Below are 21,798 nucleotides of genomic sequence, written 5' to 3'. Positions count from 1 at the left end.
GGGACCTTGGTCCGTGCGCAGGGCTGTTGCTTCGGTGCTGCTGAGGCTGCTCAGTGGCACGTCGGCGGGGATCTGCTCAGGTAGCCCTGTGGTCCGCGCTGCCGTTTCCGGCTCAGCCAGGCCTACTAAGTCTTTTGCCGGGACTGTGACACTTAGTCCCGTGCCGCCACAGGATTAAGGGGCCGACGACGGATGGAGGGCTTGTCCCTTCCCCTGGGATTTGGGGAGGTGTCCCGATGGCCCGCAAGAGGTCAATGCCAGAGAATGATGACGGCGCCTCCGCTGGGTGACCCGGACGATATTGGTTCGTCCGACTACAAAAATGACTGGGGAACTTCATGAAACTTGCAACGCATAAAGCGGCTACTGCTGCGGCTGTACTGGCGCTCGGAGCCAGCACATTCCTGGCGGGCGCGCCTGCTGCCAATGCGTCGGGCACAGGAACCGCGTGTCCGTCAGCCCGCGTGTGCTTCTACTTCAACTCCGATCTTCAGGGCGCACGCGCCGACTACGCCAACAGCGACGCCACCATGGGCAACGAGCTATTCACCGACGGCCCCGTCGGACGGAACGGATGGGGCGTCCAGGTCAACAACAACGCAGCATCCCTGATCAACAACACGTACGCGTACATCACCATCTACGACAACCCCGGATGCGAAGGCTACGCCTGGTACATCCAACCGGGGGAACGTCTCAACCTGGGCGCGATGAAAAACAGGGTCAGCTCAATCCACGTAGCTTACAACGGCGGTGCCTGCCTCGACCGGGACCAGTCCTGGGCCTAGCCTTTGACTGGCCGAGGCTGTAACGCCGGGCCTTCTCCGCAGCGCCAGGGACGCTGGCGCTGCGGAGTGACTTCATAGGACGCGAGTCAGCTGGACAGAGAAAGGCCGGCACCCGTTGCTGGGTGTCGGCCACGTCCGGAACGAATGGTGCGGGCCTGACAAACCGGATGGCTGTGTGCGCTGGAACCTCCACGTTCGTCCGTCCGGACTCTGCCGCACCACTGTCCACGTTCGAACTGCGGACTCTGTCCCGTCGTCTCCCCCTCAGTCCGGAAACGATGAGGATGAGGCCAAGCGTTGTGAAGACCGCGGTCAAGATCAGGCCGACGCCGCCGAGGAGCTCGCTGTTGCGTCGCTCACGCCGTCGGCCGCCACGTTCTCAGACGCGCCTCCGCTCGTCCCCGAGATGGAGGACGCTATCCAACAGACAGCCACGAGCATGTGCCGGCTGGAACACCTGTCGCGGTGTAGACCGCGGGCTTGCACACCTATTGCTAAGCATGCTTATGATGGATCCAATCGGATGGGGATCCGGTGGTGTGAAGGGGAATCGAGAAGGGTGCGCTCAGCTAAAGGGGCGCACCTTTTTCGTGCTCCCATCCTGCGGAGTTGCGTCCGGGAATCGAGGCGGCACGGTCCTAGACTTTCTTCATGCACCCCTTAGTGGCGATCGTCTTGGTGTTCCTCGCCGCGATCGCCTGGACGGTCACCGTCCTGACGATGCTGATTATGGTGGTCAGAGCCAGGCGCCGGCCACCATCCCAGGTCAGACGCACGGCCCAGAAGGCGGAAATGCCGGGCTCCGGTGAAAGGGCCGCTTAGTCGCGCCTGAGTGCCTTGCTGATGACGCGCCTGATGAGTGCAGCCGCATCCTGGACGGCATCGTCACCAAACAGAACTGCAACGTCAACTACAACCCGGCCGCCAAGGCTGAGCTGTCCAACGTGGCCGGCTACCAGACCTTCCGGCAAGTGGTTTACGCCGGAAGCTTCGAAGGCTCCACCAGCATCGGCCTGGGCGTCCGCGCCCGTACGGCTGGCACCCAGGAAGACAGCTACTGGGCAAAGGGTTCCCCACGACGAAGCCCAGTCATAAGATTGAGGGGCTGGGGCGACGGTGCCGCCGCAGGTCTGCCCGGATCCGGTGCCGCGGGCGGCCCCGAACCTGTAACGACGTCCCGAGTGGATGCGGCAATGAGCACGAAAAACCGCGTGTGGAGGCGGGCGGCCCTCGCAGTCGTCCTCCTTGTATCTGGCTGTACCTCGTCCACCGATGAGCCCGCACCGTCATCAAGCTCGCCGAATCCCTTCGCTTCCTTGGAGCATCAGGTCCAGCTGTTTCTGGACGAGGGCGCGGTGGCCGCTGTCGTCCAGATTCGCTGGCCCGAGGGCGAGTGGTCCAGGGCCTACGGTGTGCGTGACCTTGAGACCAGGACCCCGGCGCAGCCCACGGACCGTGCTGCTGTCGCCAGCGTCACCAAGACGGTGACGGCCGTGGCCGTGCTGAAGCTCGTGGACGACAACCTCATCGGCCTCGACGATCCCGTCAACGACGTCATTCCCGGATTCACGACGTCACTCACGCCACCAGCCCCAATCACTGTGAGGCAGCTGCTCAGCCATACCTCCGGAATGCCCGAAGTCACCGATGCCCTGCCGAAGGATGTTGACTTCCGCCCTGTGCTCGCCCAAACGTTGACGATGGAGCGGGGCCTGCAACTGGCAGGGACCCTTCCCTGGAGCTCTGATGATGTCGGGGCATTCAAGTACTCGAACACCAACTATCTCGCGCTCGGCCTCCTCATCCAGACGCTGCGGGACAAGCCCATCGTCCACGTTCTGCAGGAGGAGGTCTTAGGCCCTCTCGGTTTGAAGAACACCAGCCTGGACCGTATTGACCCGCACGAAACCGGTATTCTGCACGGCTACGTGACCCTGCGCGGTGAACTAGTAGACACCACCGACAACACCTTCATGGTCGGCAACCCGGCCGGGGGCGCTATATCGACGATGGCGGACCTGAACCTCCTCATGGCTGGAATCTTCCAGGGGCGGGCGGTTTCAGCGTCGTCCCTGCGGGAAATGAAGACCAGCCCAGGCTTTCACCCGTACGGGCTGGGCGTGTGGGAGCATGCGGACGGTTGCTCGGAAGACTCGCGGCAGGAGGGCCGTGGCGGGTTCTGGGACTACCAGACCGTGGCGGTCAGCAGCGCGGACGGGCGGTATCAGGCCGCGATGACAGTCACAACACCACCAATGCCCACGGAACTCGAGGACCCCTCCACCCAAGACAAGCGTGACTACCTGAACGACCGGATCGAGTCCACACTCAACGAAACATTGGACCGCATCTGCAAGCCGGCCAACTAAAGGTGGTCAACGGCCCGCTGACGCAGCCTCTGACTTGAACAAGCGCTGCCGCGTTTCAACCGCATGCCCAAGCCCCAAAGTTGCCCCCACCACTGGTGTGTCCGGTTCAAATCACGATGCTATGTACCGCCCATGGTGGTCACCTACCACCACCGCCTTAGCGCCCAGTCGTTGGCGGCCCCGTCCCCGTCGGCGCTGTCCTTGCCGCAATGCAGGCAGCGTTTGTATAGGCCACCGTCATCGTTGTGATCGACGTGCCAATGATGATGGAGATTGAGCTTGCACAGCATTTGCGTGAGCATGACAATCCAGCTCCTAGTAGTAGTCGCGGGTGTGGGGTATTCGGGGTGATCACCGCTAGCGAGCCTCCCCGACCATCGGGCACTGTGGGGATCTTCCTTCCCACAGTGGATGCAGTGGCGACGAAGCTATCCGTCGTTCATTTGGGCAAGCCAGTGATGGCCGATGCCCCATCTGCAAAGCAGTTTTCGGATCATGGCGATGTCTCTTCTGGGGCTTACTCAGCTGTCTTTTGGCAGACCATGCAATGTGCCCGTAAGGCTAATCATGGCCCTCGGGAACCACCCGGAGAAGAGGCAGTCAGTATGGCTAGAGCAGCCTGCGCCTACCCCGGAACCCGGAAGACGCTCTTCAGGTCGTCGGCGCCCAAGAGGTCGTGGTGGAAGGCGATGGCGTCCACGGGCCGGGTGTCCACGAACAGGACCGCAACCGTCCGGGAGTGGACCACCGTGTACCGGGCGAGGTCCTCCACCCAGGAATGGATCCCGGTGTATTCCTCGACGAACAACCCGTCCCCGAGCAGGCCCCGTTGCTCGAGCAGGTCATAAACAACATGCCAGGCAAGATCCATCAGTTCGTGCATCGCCGCCTCAACAGTTGGAGCCGTCATAGGACCACGGTGCTCCCGGGCACGGATAGTCTCGCGGAGCTCGCGGGCGTGTCCTCAAGCTGGTGCCAGCCGGAGTTAGACTGAGCCGAGTAAGGACGGATTGGGGGATCCACGGCGGCTCGTACCGCTGCTCCGCTGGTCGGTCGCCGCCAGCAAATCAAGGATGACCGTGACATTCTTCCAGGACTATCCGATCCCTACACCGCCTTCCCGTCCAAGGACGCCGCAGTTCACTCCGCCTCCTTGGCTTGCTGCCCCGCGATACGAACTGCCCGCCGTCGTTCCCGTGGGCCAGTTCATCCACAAATCCCCCACCTTTGTGGTGGCCATTGAAGCCGCCAAGGTGTACTCGACCGGCTGCGTCTTTGAAATGTCCTGGATGCTGCGCCGCACTGACCAGGATGACCGGCGATGGTCCGAGATGAACGGTGTCTTCCACCGGCCTGCGCCGCACTTGCGTGACGGGGCCATTTCAGTCGCTTCCGTCCTCCTGTTCGGAATGCAGTTCCCGGACGGCACCAAGGCCAGCACATCATCCCTCGCGATGTATGAGCAATCTGTGCCCCGGGACCAGGAACCTGGCGGGCCGGTGTTCGAGTTCCCCCCCAGAGGGGGGCAACGGCGGGGAGGATGACATGTCGGCAATGGGAACCCTCTGGCTGTGGCCGCTGCCGCCAGCCGGGGATCTCCGCCTGCTTGCCCAATGGACAAGCATGGGCATGCCCGAATCCTCCATCATCCTGGACGGCAGCCGGCTCCGAGCGGCCGCAGCAGCGGTTCAGCAGTACTGGCCGGAGGAGGTCGGGCCGGAATGACCGCACTCGAAAACCCGGTCCTGGCAGTCGTCTTTGCGGCGATCTTCTTTTACGTCCTCTACGGCGTCATCCGCGCAGCCGTCCGTGACGGCATCATCCAAGCCGATGAGCGGCGGCAGAAGGCGCGGGATGGGATCAACAGCAGCAGCGAGGGAGTGTGACTGCCCGCGGCTGGCTCGTAGCCGTCGTCGGGACGGTCTTCCTTGTCTTTGTGCTCCCGTACGTTCTGGCGGTGTTCAACCTGGCCCCCAACGGCATAGAAACCCTGCTTCTCGTCGTCCTACTGTGGCCCGGCAGCTGGGTCTTTGCCCGCCGGCGAGCCCCGAAAAGTACCGATCAGTGAAGCACAAACTCTGGTTGACCTTCGCCGTGATCCTGGTTCTTGCTGCCACGGCCCATTTCATGGTCCGCTCCGCCGAGGATAAGGTGACCGACCGAATGCTGTCACAGGCAGACCGTTTCGCCATCCCGGTCGACTGGAAGCTGATCGACGAGATTGTCCGGCCCGAGCGGTTCATGTGCATCAGCACGAACCCGTGCCCGAGTATGTCGCGTCGGTGGGAGACCGGAAAAGAGCTCACTGATAACGACGTCGCGGCAGTAGTCTCGGGGGTCGGTGTCGAGATGACTGCCGACGGACCGTGCAAGCGACAGCCCAACGTCATCGGGAACAGCACCATCTGCCTTTTTAAGGGAAAGGACGGCGAATTCAACTACTGGCTCTCTGTCGCCAGCCCCGGCCCGGGGGAACCTCAGAAAGTCGGCCTAAACATCAGGGCCCGCACCCTATAGTGCGCCTACCGGCACCTGTCTTCGTCGCGCCAACACAGAACTGGTTCTGCCTGTCCCGCTTCCATGCCTTGTTGATCCGAGCGGTGGGTGGCTTGGAGAGCAGGTCCACATCAGCCACGGTCAGAGCCCTTGCTTCTCCGAAGCGGTGCCTGTCATCACCAGGAAGTTCGTGAAGGCCTTGAACCGCTCCCCCATACCCTCCACGACGAGACTGAACTCCGCATGGGTGAGGAAGATGGCCTCGTCCTCCGCCTTTTCGATACGAGGCAGCTGCACGCCGCGGCTAAGGTTCCACGGAATGTACCCCAGCATCTTCGCGGTATTCATGGTTGGACTTCACCCAGTGCGCCATCAGTCGGTAATCCAGCTTGTCCACGGTAAATAGCCGATGACGTTTCCGATATGCAGGTCCAGCATGGTCCGGTACGTCTTCGTGGTTCCGCTGGATGGACGGATCAGCAGGTCGATGTGTTCCTGAATGACCTCAGCCACAGTTGGCGTGAGCTTCTCGTTGGACAGGATGGCATGCTGCGCGATCTCGAACGACTGACCATTCGCGCACAGAAGCCTCTTCAGAGTTTCAGCTTCGACGAAACGTGGCGGCTGTCAGGCCTCGCGGCTCTTCGGGTCTCGCCGCAACACCATGTAGGACGACGACCCGTCCGTTTTGATGCGCTTTCGAATGCGTCTGATCTGGGAAACACGGTGCCCGAGGTGGGACTCGAACTACATTCTGGGCCTTGCAAACACTGTGAACCCGCGAAAACATGCGGAATTCGAAGCAGTCCGAGGGCGGTACGGCACAGTCTGAAGCTGAAAGTGTGGACAATGTCCACACCCGTATTTCGACCCTTGGCAGACACTGTTGGACGGCAACAGCAGGCCTGGCCACTCACGTCGTTGACGTCTTCAGTTCTTCCTCTTGCACCACCAGCACGTCACGTGCTGGTGGCATCTTCGCCTGATAGCCCCTCCACCGTTGACACGAATCTTCGATGAGATGCCCTTCCGCTACAAAGTGAGCAACGGTCGGGTTGGTCTCATTTGGCGATTTGCGGTGAGGTATCCCAGAAGGGACGGCTGCTACTGACCTTTGACAGTTCACCGGGAAGGATTTGCGTACAGGATCCCCTGAATCTCATGCGGTCCGCTGTCCTAGTGTGGTGCGGGAGGACGCGCCGGGTTGGCGCTTCACCGCGGGCAGTACTGCGAGGATTCCGAGGATTCCGGCCACGGTGAACGCCACGACCGGTGAGACGTGGTCGAACAGGACTCCAAGTGTTGCCGAGCCCAGGGCCTGGCCGATGGCGAGGGCAATAAACAGTACGGCAGTTCCCTCGGCGCCACGGTGGGGAACAGTGCGGACGGCCCAGATGATAAGTACCCCGCACAAGGCGGTGTAGCTGGCGCCGAACAGCACCACAGAGGAATACGCCGTGAGGGCAATGCCCGGTGCCGCGCCCAGGAGGATGGTCGCCCCTGCCATGGCCAGCGATGTCAGGTTCCAGGCCGTCCGAAGGCTCCAGACCTGCACGATCTTTCCGGCGGTCGCGCCGAGTACCCCAAAGGCGCCCAGGACCATCCACGCAAGGATGGAGTAAGTCTCTTCACTGGCGCGGGAAGCGGCCATGAGGGTGCGGCCGAAAGTCCAGATCGCTGCACTGGACGCCCCGGCCAGGACTGCCGCGGCGATGGGCCAGACCAGGGGCGCCAGGTCGCGGGCCCGCACCTGAGATGGCCGGCCGCCTGCCCGATTCCGGCCGGCAGGCCGGTCAGCAAGGAGGGTGGCAACGGATGCTGCTGCGACCAAGGCTGCGATTGCCACCCAGCCCAGACGCCATTGGTCAGTGGTGAGAAGCATGAGGATGCCCGCGACGACGATGCCCGCCCCGGTGCCGGCATTGACAATCGTCTGCGCGCTTTCCTGGCGTGCCGGGGCGATGTTGCGCTCGATGAACGTGACCAGGCCCGGGGTGGCGAAGCCAGCGCCGGCACCGGCAAGGATGACACTCATCGCGAGGACGTCGACATTGGGCGCAACCGCCACACCCATTGATCCCAGGGCCGCCGTCGCTCCTGCGCACACCACGACGAGCCTCGGACGGGCAGCAAGGCCTAAAGCGAAAACTGCCGCGAAACAGAATGAGAGGAAGCTCCCGGCCTGGATAAACCCTGCAACAGCGGAACCCATCTGGAAGGTCTCGGTGAACCGGGGCAGGAAAAGCCCGTAACCGAAGCGCGCCAAACCATAGGTCGCCGCGATCAATGCCATTCCGCTGACCACCATCGACCGCACTGGATCCTCCTCCATCGCCAAACCAGAACGCTCGTTACAGTACAGCAGAACTATCGTTCTGCAATAGGAGCGGTTACAGTGGAATGGTGACCACCGGCCAGCAACTTCCCGCGCGCGCACGCTTGCTTAAGGCGGCCGACCAAGTGTTGTTTGACCAGGGCATCCGGACCACGTCCGTCGATACGCTGCTGCAGCAGGCGGAGGTCTCTGCCGCCACTCTGTACACACATTTCGGCAGCAAGGACGCGCTGGTCGCTGAAGCGTTGAGGGTTAGGCTGGCGGACTGGCAGGGAGTCTGGGACCAACACATCGTCGCGGCCAGCAACGATATGGCCCGGTTACTGGCAGTATTTGACGCCCTCGCGTCCTACCGGCGCGAGCAGAACCATCCCTCACGCTGGTGCGCCTTTCTCGCTGCCGCCACCGAGCTTCCCGCAGCCGCGGACGAAATCAGCGCAGTCCTCACCGCCGATACTGAGCTGCTCGTTACCCGGCTCCTGCACTTCTCACGCCCCCTCGCCGGCCCGCGCGCTCAAGACCTGGCCGACGAGGTACTCCTGGCCTACAGCGGCACGCTCAGCGCGTTCCTGCGCGGCTCCCCCCGCTCACCAATCGACGTCGGCCGCCGATTGGCCCATTCAGCGGCCAAAGCCCACAGCCCCAACTGACGCCCGTCAGCCGAGGACAAACACCAACCTCCTGCCAACCCGGCCGTGGCGAGGCAAAGAGACCAGGCCTGCACCGTCCAGCCTCCACGAGAAGCCCGATCTCCGACACTCGCCGGGAGGTGAAAGAAGACTGCCAGCCCTGCTGACGTTCTGTCTTCTGGAAAACCGTTTGATTTTCAGGGAATCTTCTCCTGCCGCTTCAGCGGCTCTTTCCGATTGGCGTCGGGTGAAGAATCTAACTCATTCCCCGGGGCACCTACGTTCCGCAGACTCCTCGAAGTTGGGGACCGGCCGGTTCTCAGCCTCCTGAGGTGTTGCTGCTACCCCGTTCCGGTCAATATCTTCAATCAACCACTCCATCTCGAATATCTCCCGGCGCTGCGCCTCACTGATTTCAACGGCGAGTTCACACACCCGGACGTCAGCGAGTTCGGCGCGCTCGGACCGGGTGATGGCCAGAGAATGGTGCGGGATCATCCCGCTCATGAACGCACTGTCCTGCACCGTGGTTTGTGTTCGGTCGAGGAAGGCGCCCCCGCCGAGAAGCAGGAGGCTAATCACTACGATGGCCGCGTTCGCCTTAGTGTTCCGATACATTTTCAGCATCCAGGCGAGCATGATCAGACCCTTGGTGCCGCCCATGGTGAGCGCCATGAACATCCGGCTCTCGCTCCACCGCACGTGGCTCCATTCCCAGGAGCCGATGAACATGACGAAGTACATCACTACCATCCCCGTCAGGATCATCGCCCCGAAACGCAGGTACATATTCCTCATCTGGTGAGACTCGCGCTCGTCTTCACCGTGCTCGTTGGACTGTTTATTTTGCGTACTTGACATGGGACTTCTCCTTTGTTAAGCAAGCCGGTTCCGCGCTGGCGCAGAGGGCTCTCAGATATGGAAATGTGATCAACAGAAGGCTGTCGGATTCCCTCCTGCTCGGCCGTTTAGGCCGTCGGTTGGCTTGTGCGGCTAGAGGTCGGTAGCGGGCCCGAGAATGCTTTCGGCAGCATTCCACCGACTGATCTCGCAGCCGTCGCGGCGGGCGAATGAAATATCCACTGGCACGCCTTCTACGACACCCGTCACGGTGGCCGTTTGCGGTCCGCCGTATTGCTGGGTGCACACCACGTCTTTGGCCCGAGGTTGCGATGTGAGCACTTCAGGATTGGTCTTTAGTACCTCACAGGCCTTCGCCGCAGAGGGGTGCTGGCTTTTATCTGTTGGAACCCCATTCCTGCACATCAGGGTGTATTGGATCGTAGGTCCGGAATCGGATGTTTTGACCGTGATGGTGAGTTCGGCGTCGCCGCGCCCGGCCCCCGACGGAAGTGAAGACTGCGAAGGTGAAGGCCCGGGAGCAGTTGTTTTCGGGTCGGTCCTCGGCTTCTGCGTTGTTGGGGCAGGGCTGGCCGAGGGCATCTCGGATGCAGTGGGCTGTGGTGGTCCCCCGCCTGGCGTGCATGCACAAAGGCTGAAAATGAGAACCACGACGAACGAGCGGATCATCGTCTGCGTCATGACGTGCCTCCTTGGAGGGTTCTTGAATTTTTGCGTTTGTTTCCGCGGGCAGGGCGGGCAGCCCGGAGGAACTGCCGCACCTTTCGCGTGTGGCGGCGTTCGTGCTGCGGCTTGTGACTTTTTCATCATCACGGAAGTGTCATGGGTCAAAGTGGACGACGATGTCGGTGTCGCCGGAAGCCGATTGGACGACGGAGGCGGCCAGGTCTCGTAGTTTCATGTTTCTGGAACTGGCACCACGGCGGAGGATATTGAAAGCGGTGTCGTGGTCGCAGTGGTTCTGCCCCATCACCACTCCCAGTGCTGTATCAATGACCGTTCTGTGCTCAAGTGCTGCGTGCAGGTTCTGGACGGTTTCCGTCAGATCGGTGATTCGCAGGGCAGAACGGAGCATCTTCGAGGCCTGCTCGGCGAATACTTCAGCGGCAGTAATGTCGTCGGACGAGAAAGCATCTGATGTGACCGCGGTTAGGCTCATGACTGCCCGGCTGGGACCTTCCACGTCCAGGGGGATGCTCAGGCAGGATCCGATGCCTCGTTCCGTGGCGGATCTGCCGAGACGGCGCCAGCGATCATCGCCGGCCAAGTCGGAGGAATGGACCGTGCGTTGTTCGGTCATGGCCGTCAGGTTCGGGCCTTGTTTTACGTTGTCCTCCAATTGGTCCAGTGACTCGGCCAGGGGTGCACTCCAGGACTTGATTGGTAGCTTTTTCGGGCGGTTGACTGTTATGCAGCAGGCGGCGTCGGGACTGGTGCAGTTCACCGTGTTTACCGCCAGGATGGTGAGGCTTTCCACGAAGTCCTCTATTTTTTTGGTGTTCAGCATGAGGTCCTCCAGTTCCAGAGCCAGGTCCGGTTTCGGTACGGCCATGGTCGTGGTCTTCTGGGAGCGGTCTTTGATCAGGCCGGTACCGGCGCAATCGCGGACTTCGGTGATTGCAGCAGCGGCAGCGCGTTTGTCGTCGAACGGTCCTGAAACGGCTAAGACGCTGCCGTCCGGTGTCAGGAGTTGGAAACGTAGGTGGGCCTGATGATCGGTGAACAGTTCGAAATGTCCAGCCATGATAGCCATCCTCCTTGGCCGGCCAGGATCGGGTCCTGGGCTGCCGGCAGTAGAAATTATGATGTCGTAAGCGCGGGGCTACACGTGCCTCACGCCCCGGTACCTCCGTGTCTCCATCACCTGGCGGGATGTCCGTGCCTGAACAATGGATGCCGCGGCTTTGTTGGGAGCCTCCTCGGGGCTTTGTGACGTAGGCGAGCGGTGGACGTTCGCAGCTGTACGATGCGGGCTGCGCCGGTGACTGCCACGAGGAGCCCCCCGACGACCGCGGCGATGGTAAGGGCGATGCCAACGGGCACCGTACCCGCGAGTCCGAAGTACTGTACGGATACCTGTTCCTGGTTCTGGAGGATGAAGACAATCAGGAGTCCCAGAAGCACAAGTACAGCGACGGTCGCCGACCACAGAAGAGCAGCCCGGGTGGGGTGCGCTGGGTCTCCGGTGTGCCCGTTGAAGGACGTGTGCCCGCCGATCGCCGGTTGCCGTGCAGGCCGTGGAGGAATGGAAGTTCGAGAATTCAGCGGATTCGTTGGCATGATGCCACCTTTCCTTTCAGGTTTCATGGCGTGCCTCCTCTGGCCCTGCCTGAAGTCCGAGGCCCTTGATGAACCAGTGGGCGCCGGCCGTCATCAGCAGGAAACCGACGGCGCCGATGATGATGAGTTCTGTTGCGATGCCTACGATGACAAGGGTGAAGGCACCTATCAGCGTGAGGATTCCACGGATCATCGTGGAGGCTTCCCTAGGGTGCTGGCCCGGCGTACCGGTCTGCAGTGTCCGGTCCAGATCGGGGTCGGTGGACGCCAGCTCCTGTTCGAGCATTTGAAGCCGTTTGCGTTCTTCCTCTGACAGTGCCACGGGGAATCCTCGCTTTTTTCTACGGTCGGGCTGGGCGGGAAAATGGGCACCGGGCACTCGAATGGACTGTGGTCTCTTTGAGTGCACGATGCATGGCTTCTTCCGGTGTCCGGCAACAACGCGCTAGGTGTGTCGTGCGGCCAGGCGCTCCCGTTGATCGAAGCTGAATCCACATGCGCACCGGTAGGTGTGCAGGCTGCCGCCGTTCTTTGCTGTGCTACGGTGACCCGGCAGGGCCGGATGAACCATAATCAGTTCCATGTCCTGACCACAGTGGACGTGAGAGGTCAGCATGCGGCGCAGTTGCGGATCCTCGGATGGTCTCCCGTGTCCGGCGCTGTTTAGTCGTTCCTTCCGCGTGCACGACGGGCTGGTCGGGAAAGCTGTGGATTGTCCATCTTTGACTCCCCTTGCTTAGCTCAGCGCGGCGAGAAGTTCAGTGCACGCGTGCTCACACCGTCGGCAGGCTTCGGCGCACAGCTCGCAGTGGCGGCGCATGGAGGCATGTTGTCCACATTCTTCCGCGCAGGTCTTGCACGCGGTGCGGCACGCCTGCAGCACGGCACGGGTGATGTCACCGTTGTGGCTCACATTGCGGGAGAGAATCTTTCCGGTGGCCGCGCAGATGTCGAAGCAATCGAGGTTGGCGTGGATGCAGTTGGTCAGTTCGGCGGCCGTCTCTTCGCTCAGGCAGACGTCGGCGCAGCCAGCACACGTTCGTGCGCAGTCAAAGCACGCCTGGGTACATTCAGCGAGCTTTGTCCTGTCGATGCTTCCGAGGTCTTTCGGGTATGTGTCCATTGCGGACTGTACGTGTGTCACTGCAATGTCTTTCCAGGTGAAAACAGCAGGGGGCCGGGGAAGGGCGAACCGTTCTACGTCCTGCTGATGGAAAGCTCGACCACGGTAAGCGCTGGCAGGTCAGACTCCGGAGGCTCTGCGCCGCTGAGCAGCGCGTCGCCGGGCTGCGGGTAAGCGACGGTTGGCGGATCCAGGTCGCCAGTCCTTATCGGGGCTGGTTCGCCGCGGGGCGCGTGGCGGGGCTGACAGCAGTCCCTTTCGACGTCTTCAGTCCCCTGTGATGGCCCGGCGCCGTGTACGGCGCCCGTGGACTGCGGGGTCGACAGCAAAGTATGAGCGGGGCTTGCTGCGGGTTCCGCTTGCGATGGCACTTCCTGGCGACCCTGATGGTCTGGTGTCTGAACCGGGCCGTGCCCGGGGACGATGGCGTACCTGCTGCCATGGGTATAGGAAGCGGCTCCCGCGAGGAGAAGGGTCAGAAGGAGCCACACGAATGCGGTCCGCAGCGAAACGCGGCTGCGAAGCATCCCCACTGAGGACCATCTCAGTGCGGCCATCTCCAGATCCCGGTAGGTGCCATCTAAACAGCCTAGCCAGATGCGCTCCTCGGATGGTCACGCGTGTATCACTTTTGAGCTTCAACTTGAGTAGCGGGCTGGCTAAAGGAGGCCCATCCACAAGTGGCCGTTCATGCCTGCGGGAGTCCTTGCGTATCCGCTTTTTTCAGCAGGCTACGCAGCTGCGCGTCGGAGTAATCGGCAGCGAGGATGGCAATCCGCATCTGCTCCAGATGGTCCAGGATCTCCTCACGGTACTGGCGCTCACGGTCGCACCAGGCGAGCTCGTGGAGGAGCCCCAGTAGACGGTCGGCGACGGCCGGGTCTGCGGCTCCGTACTTCCTGGGCTGATCCATGGCCATGTCGAGCAAGTCCCGCAGCGTGGGGAGGGGCAGCACCACCCTGATCCGCCCGTCATCGTCGGCGACGTGCTCCGGCCCGGGGTCCCTTCCCGTCAGCCGGCACAGAAGGTCAGAGAGGTGGCCGATGACGTGGACTGCGGTGGTGGGGTCGTTGATGCCCGGCGAGAGCGCCCGCACCGCGACGTCCACGAGCTGTCGGAAACCGAAGCCGACGTCTTGGACGTTGGTTCGTTCGAACCCTGTTGCCAGGGCCGCATTTACCTCGTGGGTTAGGTTTTCCCGGGTTTCCGTTCCAAGTATTGCTTCCTTTTCCACCGCCCAGGCGGTGGCGAAGGGGACTCCGGCCACCAGGGAACTGCCCGGTGGCACGTCTAGCCGCACGACGGCGCCGGATTTCTTCACGGCGCGGAGGAGGGCGTCTTTATCAATTGAGGTCAAGAACCCTGAGGACGAGGAATTGATGGGAACGCCACGTGAGACGGGAACGGGACCGGGTAACCGCGCAGGCCTGCGATCCGGAAAGACCCTGTCGATGGTTTCCTGGGTTTCCAGATTGACCCGGCGCATCATGGTTTCCACCCGGATTTCACGGGTCAGATGTGCCAGGAATAGCACCAGTCCGATGACACTGGCTATGGCAAGCGCGAATGCGACGGTGACGGATATTTCAGGAACGAACAGGCTGCTTCCGCTGCCTTCGCCGCGAACACTTCGAAGGACGGTGAGCGCGAACGCAAGGCAGCAAGAAAGAGAGCGAGCGTGCCATGGACGAAGCGGTCCGCCAGCTCTGGCAGCCGCTGACGATTCTTTGTGGCGTGACCGGCATGGAGAGCGGCGCGGCCTGTTCTGAGTTCACGAACCCGCCTCGGCACCCAGCGTACGCTGAAGCCCCGACCCGGGAAATCCCTTGCGCCGTGGTGTGCTAAGGGCCGAAAGTGGGGCCGTTACAGCCGCGTCAAGAATCACCTCAAGCCATCACGAGTAAATAACGGAGGGTTGTCGTGAGAGATCAGGCACGTAGCCTGAACAGTGAAGGGCATTGCGGAACCGACACCCGAACCGAATGCCGGCAGCATGCAGAACCTGCCAACCGGAACCCCTGAGATCCGGGACACAACCACGAGACGGCCAGCCTCCGCTGGCTCCGTAGCCGTATAACCATCTGCCTTCAATGGCAGTGGCCGCAGCAGTTGACGGCCCAACCAATACGCGTGTGCGCTCTCACGCGCCCGCAGGGGAGGAACAACACCATGTCCGATGAAAAAATGACAGAACTCAGAAGGCTCGGCGACACTGCGGAAAAAGTATCGGGAAGAGACGATGACATCCGTGGCCGTGATGTGAAAGACCAAGACGGGAACGACCTTGGGAAAGTCGATGACCTCCTCATCGACCCGCAAGAAAACAAGGTGCGGTTCCTTGTCCTCGCCTCGGGGGGTTTCCTGGGAATCGGGGAGAAGAACTCCTTCATCCCGGTCGACGCGATATCGCGAATCACCCCTGACGAGGTCCGTCTGGGTAAAAAACGGGACCACTTAGCAGAAGCGCCTGTTTATGACCCCGACCTCGTAGAGGAACGCGATTTTTACCAGAACGTGTACAGCTACTACGGCTACGCGCCTTACTGGACGCCAGGCTACGTCTACCCGGCCTACCCTTTCCTGCCCCGTTAGAACCAAGGGCTGCGGCGGTGACAGGACCTGCCCTCCGCCAGGTCGCCCAATAGCAATGACAAGGCAGGAAATCCGATGCCGGCAGGGAGGTCCTGCCGGATCCAGGTAAAGGAAGTGATTGTGATGGCATGGAAAACCAAAGCAGGCGTACTGATCGCAGGAGCTGCCGTGATGGCAGGCCTGCTTACAGGTTGCGGAGAAGAAACAGTGGTCGAAGAAGCCCAGGAAGCGGGACCAACCGCGGAGGCGGCCATTCTGGGCGAGACCGTTACCGTCCAATCAGAAATCCAGGACGTAGTCGGCCCCAACTCCTTCACAGTCGGTGACGGGTTGGAGGAAGGCACTCTGGTCACGGGCAAAGGAATCAGCGAAGGTCTGGAAGAGGGTGACAAAGTACAAGTCACCGGCACTGTCCGCAGCTTCATCAAAGCCGACGTTGAAAGGGACTATGAAATCGATTTCAATGACGATGAGGACTCCTTCGTCGTCGAATACGAACAGGACCTCGCCGTCGTAGCCGACCAGGTCCAGGAACTTCCCGAATAAGCAAACCTCCGGAACCATTCGCCACCCGCCCAAAGAAAGGCAGCCAGAGGATCCTCACTCCTTTGGCTGCCTCTCAATGGCCGGTTACGCGGCGAAGGCGGACAACAGGCAGCCCAAAAGCCCTCCACCCGTTCCTTCTCCACGTTTTTTGAGACCCCATGCTCCGGAGAAGATTCCTCCGAAAGGACATCCCTTATGGACAACGCAAGAAGCCCTCTGGCGGCAATGCTGGCCCCGTGTGTTGCCACGATGCTGCTCATGGGCTGCACACCGCCGCCCGACGAGGACCACTACGCGATCGCTGTCGGGTCAAACAAGGACTTTGCCGGTCTTGAACTGCGCAGCATTTTCATTGTCACTTCCGGCGAGAACGAGCCGGGTCGCATCTTGGGCACGATCTTCAATAAGACTGACGAGAACATCGATCTTGTCATAGGGGACCGCGACGACGAGCTGCCCTTGAGCATTCCAGCCGGGGGAAAGGTGGAATTTCAGGATTCCCCGACCGTCCTTAACAGCACAGAAGCAAGGCCAGGCGCACGGACCGACCTGACAATCGAAGCTCAGGGCAACACCACAAGTTTTGACGTCGCCGTGCTCGACGGGACATTGGAACAATACGCCCCCTACGTTCCCAAGTGAGTTACTCGTGCTTTCTCCACCATGCCCGCAAATCTTGGACTTTCAGTCCGCGCGGGAGCACTGTTGTTTCTTAGGCGCCGGACGTACTGTAAACGGAATCCCTCGACTTAGGGCTTCCGGTTCAACGGCAATAGTGAGGATGGGCTGACGGAGATGACCCTCAAGGAAGAGTGGGACAGACTTGATTCAGAAACACGCCACTGGCTTCTCGACAACCCAGGATGCGCGCTCGTGCCGAACACGATCACTGCCCGGATCCAGGACAATTCCGATAGCCAGATCGAAGTCGATGAGCACGGTCAGATGATCCTCTCCCGTGAAGATCTCGATTTCATCCGCGAAAAAGGTACTGGCGTAGGCGCGGCGCACATCAGTGACGACCTGAGGTTCTTCGGATGCAACCCAGCCTAGAGAAATCGAATAAAGCATCACCTCTTGCCAATGGAGTCGGCCACTCTCGGGGACACCACCGAGATTGCCGAACCATTGACATCGCTCGTACTACGGTCTATCCCCTAAGAGCACGGGGCAACGCCGCCCAGGTGACAAATAGCACCGCGAAAAGACCGCTATTTAGTTCCGTAGGTCACACAGCCGTTTGAAGGCCCGTTGCTTAGCAGCGGTTTCAGAGAACGATGGCGTCTCAATAACGTGGCTCACTCGGTACTGTCTCAACTAAAGGGAAAGTGACCTTTGATGCCCCCAGCGCACCCTGATACGTCGCCCTGCACGGCCCGGTTAGGAACAACGACACGGCCGGCCTGCTCGCGATACCGCAGAGGTAGACAAGCTTGCGACCCATTTATGGGATGTTCCAGAACGTTAGAACTGGAACACACCTGGTTGAGCCTCTTCTTCATGTGATCCACATCAGGTCGTCGAGTATCAGAGCGGACCATTCGGCGGCATGGCATGGCACGGCCAAGTGCCAGGTTAGAGGACGGCAGCACCGAGAGTAACTGCCCTCCGTCCAAACACCCCGGGTGACAAGTTATCGGTCCACTCCTGTCCGTCCGTCATGGAGCGCTCCTCCCCCTCGCTCTTAAATCCCAAAAGCCGGCTTCGCTGCTGTCCTTCTGCCGGCTGCTAGGCGGCTTTCCTGCGCTGTCAGGACACCAGGTACCGCCAGCAACGCCTAAATTCGCTACGTCAGTCTTCCACCCGACGATCAAACAAAGCAGACGTAAGTGTGGACACTGTCCACACCCCCTTTGGCAGGACAAATCGAACTCCTAAGGTCCCAATGACGTAGAAGAGGAGCCCCGCAAGAACAGTTCCGGCCCAAATGATGCGACGTCATGTCGTCCCCGCTCCCCCGGACCATGAACTGGTGTTGGCCACTCCCGACCAACCTGACAGAACCGGAACGAGGACCCGCATAACCCAGCCTCAGCAGGCGGAAGACCACTAGCCAGGGTCACGACCCCGCCGCCCCACACACCTGAATAGGCTCCGCGGCAGCCAGGCTACAGCCCGCAAACCTAGCGTCAGAGGGACGCCACCACAAGCCATGTCAACACGTTAAAGCAAAAACCCCTCTGACGAGGGGAGATGTTGTGCCCGAGGTGGGACTCGAACTACATTCTGGGCCTTGCGGACGCTGAGAACTCTAGACAATATGCGGAATCCGAAGCAGTCCGAGGGCTGTTCGACGCAGTCAGAGGCGAAGGGTGTTGACATTGTCAACAGACCGTTTTCACCGCCTGAAACGTCTTCTCCCGACGGTCTAACATCCGCCACTCCCCCCGAACCTCGCCGCTCCAGCCCAGTCCAACGCCGGTACAATCGAATCCGAAGCCTAGGGTGTGGACACTTCCACACCCTTTCCTGACGGTTCAGGCTGGCCTAGCGTGGGATTACATGCCCCGAAATCAGGCCTGCGGATTCCTGCAGTTCAGTGTTGCCGGCAGCGACGCCGACCACGAGGTCAAAGCCCTCATCTGTGGTGAAGTCGTGGCGATATCCGTTGATCCACAGCAGCAAGACCGTCAGCGGGGCAACGAGAGTACGACGTACCGGGGAGCTTCCGCAACTGTCGCAATCCATCGGGGGAAGTCGCCATCTGACGCCGCCTAGAAGGACAGTGACATGCTGCGGACATTAGATTAACGTTCGTGTCAGCCGACGTCGCCATGCCTGAGCGGAACTCGGCATGACGTCACTGACAGCCGTCTCAAGTTCCACCCCATAGGCACGAATGACCCGCATCCCGTGCTCTGGAGCGTCTTCTATCATGGCCCTGATCGTGGCGGCGTCGCTGAAAATATAGGCGGCGAGAATATCGAGCTCATCCCGAAGTTCCAGCTTGAGGTCGAACAGCGCGCTCCGAAATCGGATGTACTCACCGAAATCATCGGCGCCTTCCATCGCTCGTCCGACCACAAGGAGCTGATGGACTGGAATAACTGCAAGATCCGGATGATCTACATCGCCGTGAGGAAGACATTCGTGGTTCCAAACAGCGCCTCCATAGGAATGGAGGGGCACAGCTATTCCGTACACATTGCTGGTCGGGGCAGCCCAGGTCAACCCGTCGACTGTCACCCCGCCGCCACGTCTGACCGCATCCATTCGTAGCTTGAGCTGTGTCGCTGCCTTGCTCACATGGTCCGTGAAAGTGTGAATGACGGTACCAGGCGTCTGAACGGCAGCCATGGCTTTGCATTCACCGATGAACGTATGAACTGACGAGTCCCGGAAGATAAAGTCCGTTTCACCTTTGTTCTTTGTCTCGGGGATTGGGATAAAGACAGGGGCAAGCGGAAGGTCGATTCCTGGGGGTAGGACCTGACGGAGGGACCGTATCACTGCATTCTCAAAAAGGTCGGAGCGGTCCTTGTTGTCGGCGAGGAAACTGCGGGCCAGATTGAGGAGCGCCAATTCAACCCTGTATGTCGCCTCTCGCACTGCCACCGGCGCGAGGATGCCTCCGACCTTGACGAACGGATAGGCCTCAATTTCGAGCGTATCCACCATCTCCTCGAAGGATTTGGATCGGTACTCGTCGCCCTTCACCGCCAAGGCCTCCACCAGTGGGCGAGCGAACGGGGAAGGCGATGGCACTGCCCCGACTGCTTCCCCGGCCGCCTGCCGATCCACCCTATTTACGTACGCCTCAACCCACTTGAAGAGATCCGTGACGGCCCGCTGACTAACCAATTCCAAGCCGCCGTACTTGGTTCGATTGCTCTCAATCTCACGAGCCATGGAGCTACAGAAAAGTTCTGAAACCCAACGGAAGTGCACATCAACCGACCACATGCGCCTCTGTGTCTCCTGCCACGGGTTCACCTGAACTCCACGCGCAAGGCCCTTGTCGATGTCAGCGACCTGCCAGATTATTCGTGAAGTGGCCAACCATGCGCCGCAAGCAGCAGCGAACCTCTGAACGTTCTCCGGGTTCCTATCGGCGCCTCGCCCTGAAACCGCGAGAATCCAGTGAAACCGGTTGAATCCGGCGCTGCTGGCATACCTTGCTGCAGATGAATTCGCCATCGCTCGCTCAAGAGCCTTCATGTCCAAAGCGGTGGCACTGTCCAAGATTCCAAGGAGGAACTCGGCCCTTCGGCGTGACCTGTCCCTGTAATCGCCCACTCGGGCTAATACGGCTTCGCGCTCCTTCGGGCTGGCTTTGCCTGCAAGCACATCAACAATTCCCTCGGTGACAGCGGACGGGAGAGCCCGCCGCTCTTCCTCACAGTAGCGTCGCCGTTCCTCTTCTGCCGCCCATTCTGGTCCCGACTGCCTCTGCCCCATCTGTCTCTCTTCTTCGTGGTTCCTTTCCAAATCCTAAGTGCCTCACAGAGCTCATCCGGATATGCAGGCGCGACACCCAGCGGTGCCTGCTATTCAATCCACTCCCGAGGGATCAACGCGGTTCCATCTCGCCAAGTCTCGATGATTGAACGTTGGAACCATGGGTCGCTGAAGTCAGCATGGTCGAAGGCGATGATCTGCAGCTCTCCATTGAGCTCAGATGTGACGTCGTACATCATCTTGTAGAGATTGCGGGTGTTGTCACGGTCGTTATCTGACAGTTCATCTAAGTCACCTCCAGGCTTGCGGTCTCGTGGGAAGAAGGCCTGGCTGGGCTGGTCCAGCACGATGAATCGTGGAACCGGTCTGGTGGCTTCGATGAAGTAGCCGTGCAGGGCCAGATAGGCCGTTAGGTGGTACCCGACCCAGCTCATTCCGATGCCAATGGCTCCGGCGTCCATGTACGCCGGCCCGCGTAGAGTGTCGGCAACCACCGTTAGACGGTAGGGGTCGATACGGACACCGTGCTCAGAGTGCTCAAGTGGAAAGGCCTGTGCAAGTCGCGTCATTCTGCGACTGACTATGTTCAGAACGGAATCGACCGCTGAACGAAGCGCATCAGGATCCAGCTCCTCAGTGAGCAGCTCGGCCTGGTCGTGGAGAGTCGCGACCTGCTCTAGTAACGCCGACATCGTGTCGTCGCGTTCGAGTGAGGTAGTTTCAAGATGCTGGGCAATGCGACCTCGAACGAAGCTCTGCTGATCCCAAAACTTCCCTGCTCCTGCTCGAGCGTCATCTGTGAGCGCAAGTTCATCTAGCGCTCCGTCAACGTCTGCGAGCTCCGCCCTCGTCCGATTCCGGTCCTGGACCAGCTCCGTGCGGGCTTCGCTGATCCTGGGCTGATCCCTCTGGGCGAGCTCAATTCGTCGGGCAACACGACCAAGGCTATTTCTGATGGCGCCGTGAGCGTCAGCGTCCTCAACAAGAGTGCGCTGGCATACGGGGCACGCCGCGTCGGGGTCGTTTGAGTCAGGGATAAGGCCAATCGAAGCAAGCCGAACGCGGTGTTCGTTTAGTTCGGCTCCATATTCAGTATCAACGCGAGCAAACTCCTCCAAGCCTCGAATCTTGTCGTTTATCTCGCGCAGAGAATCTCTGAGCGCAACACGACGCGCCAGCAGGCGTTCTGTTTCCGCCTGATCATCAACGTACTCGGCATCCGCTATAGACGAAGCCGGATAGAGAACTCGCGATAAGAGCTCAAGGGCCTCCCCTGCATCACTAGGGACGACATCTGAGGAGAGGAGACCACTAGCTCGTGCATCGGCAATGAGCCCAGCTGCGCGGCCCACACCGAGTTCTCTCGCTTCCCGGGCTTCGT

At 60.7% G+C, this 21,798-nt stretch carries 26 protein-coding genes and 1 pseudogene; 14 read left to right on the top strand and 13 right to left on the bottom strand.

The window, feature by feature from the left end:
- Window positions 1–338 precede the first annotated feature (338 nt).
- The 4 genes and pseudogenes from AC6CHP_RS04595 (at window position 339) to AC6CHP_RS04580 (ending at window position 3,157) form a co-directional block, all read left to right on the top strand.
- Entirely contained in the window at window positions 339–788 is a 450-nt protein-coding gene (locus tag AC6CHP_RS04595; RefSeq protein WP_498228321.1) for a peptidase inhibitor family I36 protein, read from the top strand.
- A gap of 651 nt (window positions 789–1,439) precedes the next feature.
- Window positions 1,440–1,610: a hypothetical protein gene (locus AC6CHP_RS04590; protein WP_498228320.1), complete on the top strand. Its 171-nt coding sequence runs from the start codon at window positions 1,440–1,442 to the stop codon at window positions 1,608–1,610.
- A gap of 89 nt (window positions 1,611–1,699) precedes the next feature.
- Window positions 1,700–1,819, top strand: a pseudogene (locus tag AC6CHP_RS04585) (AMIN-like domain-containing (lipo)protein); the annotation flags it as partial.
- Between the two features lie 162 nt (window positions 1,820–1,981).
- A complete protein-coding gene (locus tag AC6CHP_RS04580; protein WP_498228319.1) occupies window positions 1,982–3,157 on the top strand; it encodes a serine hydrolase domain-containing protein in 1,176 nt (391 codons plus the stop codon).
- Between the two features lie 625 nt (window positions 3,158–3,782).
- Here AC6CHP_RS04580 and AC6CHP_RS04575 read toward each other — a convergent pair.
- Window positions 3,783–4,067 (bottom strand): hypothetical protein, encoded by a 285-nt coding sequence (locus tag AC6CHP_RS04575; RefSeq protein WP_498228318.1) that lies wholly within the window; start codon window positions 4,065–4,067, stop codon window positions 3,783–3,785.
- Window positions 4,068–4,236: 169 nt separating this feature from the next.
- Here AC6CHP_RS04575 and AC6CHP_RS04570 point away from each other — a divergent pair, with 169 nt between their 5' ends.
- The 5 genes from AC6CHP_RS04570 to AC6CHP_RS04550 are packed head-to-tail and all read left to right on the top strand — an operon-like array spanning window position 4,237 to window position 5,674.
- Entirely contained in the window at window positions 4,237–4,701 is a 465-nt protein-coding gene (locus AC6CHP_RS04570) for a hypothetical protein (protein WP_498228317.1), read from the top strand.
- Window position 4,702: 1 nt separating this feature from the next.
- Complete coding sequence (locus AC6CHP_RS04565; RefSeq protein ID WP_498228316.1) at window positions 4,703–4,882, top strand: hypothetical protein; 180 nt, start codon at window positions 4,703–4,705, stop codon at window positions 4,880–4,882.
- Window positions 4,879–5,043 (top strand): hypothetical protein, encoded by a 165-nt coding sequence (locus AC6CHP_RS04560; RefSeq protein ID WP_174174739.1) that lies wholly within the window; start codon window positions 4,879–4,881, stop codon window positions 5,041–5,043. The genes AC6CHP_RS04565 and AC6CHP_RS04560 overlap by 4 nt, the downstream gene beginning before the upstream one ends.
- On the top strand, window positions 5,040–5,225 hold the full coding sequence (locus tag AC6CHP_RS04555) for a hypothetical protein (protein WP_498228315.1): 186 nt from the start codon (window positions 5,040–5,042) through the stop codon (window positions 5,223–5,225). Before AC6CHP_RS04560 ends, AC6CHP_RS04555 begins: the two co-directional genes overlap by 4 nt.
- 14 nt (window positions 5,226–5,239) lie before the next feature.
- Entirely contained in the window at window positions 5,240–5,674 is a 435-nt protein-coding gene (locus tag AC6CHP_RS04550; protein ID WP_498228314.1) for a hypothetical protein, read from the top strand.
- 120 nt (window positions 5,675–5,794) lie between these two features.
- Here the strand turns inward: AC6CHP_RS04550 and AC6CHP_RS04545 are convergent, their stop codons facing one another.
- From AC6CHP_RS04545 to AC6CHP_RS04535, 3 genes are all read right to left on the bottom strand, one after another.
- Window positions 5,795–6,001, bottom strand: coding sequence for a hypothetical protein (locus AC6CHP_RS04545; RefSeq protein WP_498228313.1), 207 nt, complete (start codon window positions 5,999–6,001; stop codon window positions 5,795–5,797).
- A 24-nt stretch (window positions 6,002–6,025) separates the two neighbouring features.
- Entirely contained in the window at window positions 6,026–6,166 is a 141-nt protein-coding gene (locus tag AC6CHP_RS04540) for a hypothetical protein (RefSeq protein ID WP_174174747.1), read from the bottom strand.
- Window positions 6,167–6,812: 646 nt separating this feature from the next.
- Complete coding sequence (locus AC6CHP_RS04535; RefSeq protein ID WP_498228821.1) at window positions 6,813–7,961, bottom strand: MFS transporter; 1,149 nt, start codon at window positions 7,959–7,961, stop codon at window positions 6,813–6,815.
- Window positions 7,962–8,113: 152 nt separating this feature from the next.
- On the opposite strand from AC6CHP_RS04535, the gene AC6CHP_RS04530 reads away from it, so the two are divergent.
- Window positions 8,114–8,638 (top strand): TetR/AcrR family transcriptional regulator, encoded by a 525-nt coding sequence (locus tag AC6CHP_RS04530; RefSeq protein ID WP_498228312.1) that lies wholly within the window; start codon window positions 8,114–8,116, stop codon window positions 8,636–8,638.
- 240 nt (window positions 8,639–8,878) lie between these two features.
- Here the strand turns inward: AC6CHP_RS04530 and AC6CHP_RS04525 are convergent, their stop codons facing one another.
- From AC6CHP_RS04525 to AC6CHP_RS04495, 7 genes are all read right to left on the bottom strand, one after another.
- A complete protein-coding gene (locus AC6CHP_RS04525; RefSeq protein WP_498228311.1) occupies window positions 8,879–9,478 on the bottom strand; it encodes a DUF305 domain-containing protein in 600 nt (199 codons plus the stop codon).
- 132 nt (window positions 9,479–9,610) lie between these two features.
- The gene (locus AC6CHP_RS04520; protein WP_498228310.1) at window positions 9,611–10,159 is read right to left on the bottom strand and encodes an SSI family serine proteinase inhibitor; all 549 of its coding nucleotides are present in this window, start codon (window positions 10,157–10,159) and stop codon (window positions 9,611–9,613) included.
- Window positions 10,160–10,298: 139 nt separating this feature from the next.
- On the bottom strand, window positions 10,299–11,222 hold the full coding sequence (locus AC6CHP_RS04515; protein WP_498228309.1) for a GAF and ANTAR domain-containing protein: 924 nt from the start codon (window positions 11,220–11,222) through the stop codon (window positions 10,299–10,301).
- A gap of 116 nt (window positions 11,223–11,338) precedes the next feature.
- Entirely contained in the window at window positions 11,339–11,758 is a 420-nt protein-coding gene (locus tag AC6CHP_RS04510; RefSeq protein WP_498228308.1) for a LapA family protein, read from the bottom strand.
- Window positions 11,759–11,774: 16 nt separating this feature from the next.
- A complete protein-coding gene (locus AC6CHP_RS04505; RefSeq protein ID WP_498228307.1) occupies window positions 11,775–12,080 on the bottom strand; it encodes a DUF3040 domain-containing protein in 306 nt (101 codons plus the stop codon).
- Window positions 12,081–12,494: 414 nt separating this feature from the next.
- Complete coding sequence (locus AC6CHP_RS04500; RefSeq protein ID WP_498228306.1) at window positions 12,495–12,881, bottom strand: four-helix bundle copper-binding protein; 387 nt, start codon at window positions 12,879–12,881, stop codon at window positions 12,495–12,497.
- A 688-nt stretch (window positions 12,882–13,569) separates the two neighbouring features.
- Window positions 13,570–14,481: a DUF2254 domain-containing protein gene (locus tag AC6CHP_RS04495; RefSeq protein ID WP_498228819.1), complete on the bottom strand. Its 912-nt coding sequence runs from the start codon at window positions 14,479–14,481 to the stop codon at window positions 13,570–13,572.
- A 569-nt stretch (window positions 14,482–15,050) separates the two neighbouring features.
- Between AC6CHP_RS04495 and AC6CHP_RS04490 the strand changes: the two genes are divergently transcribed.
- The 4 genes from AC6CHP_RS04490 (at window position 15,051) to AC6CHP_RS04475 (ending at window position 17,072) form a co-directional block, all read left to right on the top strand.
- Window positions 15,051–15,473: a PRC-barrel domain-containing protein gene (locus tag AC6CHP_RS04490; protein WP_498228305.1), complete on the top strand. Its 423-nt coding sequence runs from the start codon at window positions 15,051–15,053 to the stop codon at window positions 15,471–15,473.
- Between the two features lie 123 nt (window positions 15,474–15,596).
- Window positions 15,597–16,019 carry a hypothetical protein gene (locus AC6CHP_RS04485; protein ID WP_498228304.1) on the top strand — a complete coding sequence of 141 codons (423 nt, stop codon included), beginning with the start codon at window positions 15,597–15,599 and terminating at the stop codon, window positions 16,017–16,019.
- 195 nt (window positions 16,020–16,214) lie between these two features.
- Complete coding sequence (locus tag AC6CHP_RS04480) at window positions 16,215–16,661, top strand: hypothetical protein (protein ID WP_498228303.1); 447 nt, start codon at window positions 16,215–16,217, stop codon at window positions 16,659–16,661.
- Between the two features lie 153 nt (window positions 16,662–16,814).
- Window positions 16,815–17,072 (top strand): hypothetical protein, encoded by a 258-nt coding sequence (locus AC6CHP_RS04475; RefSeq protein WP_498228302.1) that lies wholly within the window; start codon window positions 16,815–16,817, stop codon window positions 17,070–17,072.
- A gap of 1,689 nt (window positions 17,073–18,761) precedes the next feature.
- On the opposite strand, the gene AC6CHP_RS04470 is transcribed toward AC6CHP_RS04475, so the two are convergent.
- Both AC6CHP_RS04470 and AC6CHP_RS04465 read right to left on the bottom strand, forming a co-directional pair.
- A complete protein-coding gene (locus AC6CHP_RS04470) occupies window positions 18,762–20,447 on the bottom strand; it encodes a hypothetical protein (protein ID WP_498228301.1) in 1,686 nt (561 codons plus the stop codon).
- 59 nt (window positions 20,448–20,506) lie between these two features.
- A partial coding sequence (locus tag AC6CHP_RS04465; RefSeq protein WP_498228300.1) for a DUF3732 domain-containing protein occupies window positions 20,507–21,798 on the bottom strand: 1,292 nt, incomplete at its 5' end.

The sequence above is a fragment of the Pseudarthrobacter sp. GQ63 genome (genome assembly GCF_059758765.1).
The sequence above is the reverse complement of the archived record's forward strand: the minus strand, read 5'-3'. Positions and strand labels throughout refer to the sequence as shown.

Excerpts from the sequence above, each read along its gene's own strand:
- AC6CHP_RS04595 (WP_498228321.1), top strand. The coding sequence starts at position 339 with ATGAAACTTGCAACGCATAAAGCGGCTACTGCTGCGGCTGTACTGGCG.
- AC6CHP_RS04590 (WP_498228320.1), top strand. The coding sequence starts at position 1,440 with ATGCACCCCTTAGTGGCGATCGTCTTGGTGTTCCTCGCCGCGATCGCC.
- AC6CHP_RS04580 (WP_498228319.1), top strand. The coding sequence starts at position 1,982 with ATGAGCACGAAAAACCGCGTGTGGAGGCGGGCGGCCCTCGCAGTCGTC.
- AC6CHP_RS04575 (WP_498228318.1), bottom strand. The coding sequence starts at position 4,067 with ATGACGGCTCCAACTGTTGAGGCGGCGATGCACGAACTGATGGATCTT.
- AC6CHP_RS04565 (WP_498228316.1), top strand. The coding sequence starts at position 4,703 with ATGTCGGCAATGGGAACCCTCTGGCTGTGGCCGCTGCCGCCAGCCGGG.
- AC6CHP_RS04560 (WP_174174739.1), top strand. The coding sequence starts at position 4,879 with ATGACCGCACTCGAAAACCCGGTCCTGGCAGTCGTCTTTGCGGCGATC.
- AC6CHP_RS04545 (WP_498228313.1), bottom strand. The coding sequence starts at position 6,001 with ATGAATACCGCGAAGATGCTGGGGTACATTCCGTGGAACCTTAGCCGC.
- AC6CHP_RS04535 (WP_498228821.1), bottom strand. The coding sequence starts at position 7,961 with ATGGTGGTCAGCGGAATGGCATTGATCGCGGCGACCTATGGTTTGGCG.
- AC6CHP_RS04525 (WP_498228311.1), bottom strand. The coding sequence starts at position 9,478 with ATGTCAAGTACGCAAAATAAACAGTCCAACGAGCACGGTGAAGACGAG.
- AC6CHP_RS04520 (WP_498228310.1), bottom strand. The coding sequence starts at position 10,159 with ATGACGCAGACGATGATCCGCTCGTTCGTCGTGGTTCTCATTTTCAGC.
- AC6CHP_RS04515 (WP_498228309.1), bottom strand. The coding sequence starts at position 11,222 with ATGGCTGGACATTTCGAACTGTTCACCGATCATCAGGCCCACCTACGT.
- AC6CHP_RS04510 (WP_498228308.1), bottom strand. The coding sequence starts at position 11,758 with ATGCCAACGAATCCGCTGAATTCTCGAACTTCCATTCCTCCACGGCCT.
- AC6CHP_RS04500 (WP_498228306.1), bottom strand. The coding sequence starts at position 12,881 with ATGGACACATACCCGAAAGACCTCGGAAGCATCGACAGGACAAAGCTC.
- AC6CHP_RS04490 (WP_498228305.1), top strand. The coding sequence starts at position 15,051 with ATGTCCGATGAAAAAATGACAGAACTCAGAAGGCTCGGCGACACTGCG.
- AC6CHP_RS04485 (WP_498228304.1), top strand. The coding sequence starts at position 15,597 with ATGGCATGGAAAACCAAAGCAGGCGTACTGATCGCAGGAGCTGCCGTG.
- AC6CHP_RS04480 (WP_498228303.1), top strand. The coding sequence starts at position 16,215 with ATGGACAACGCAAGAAGCCCTCTGGCGGCAATGCTGGCCCCGTGTGTT.
- AC6CHP_RS04475 (WP_498228302.1), top strand. The coding sequence starts at position 16,815 with ATGACCCTCAAGGAAGAGTGGGACAGACTTGATTCAGAAACACGCCAC.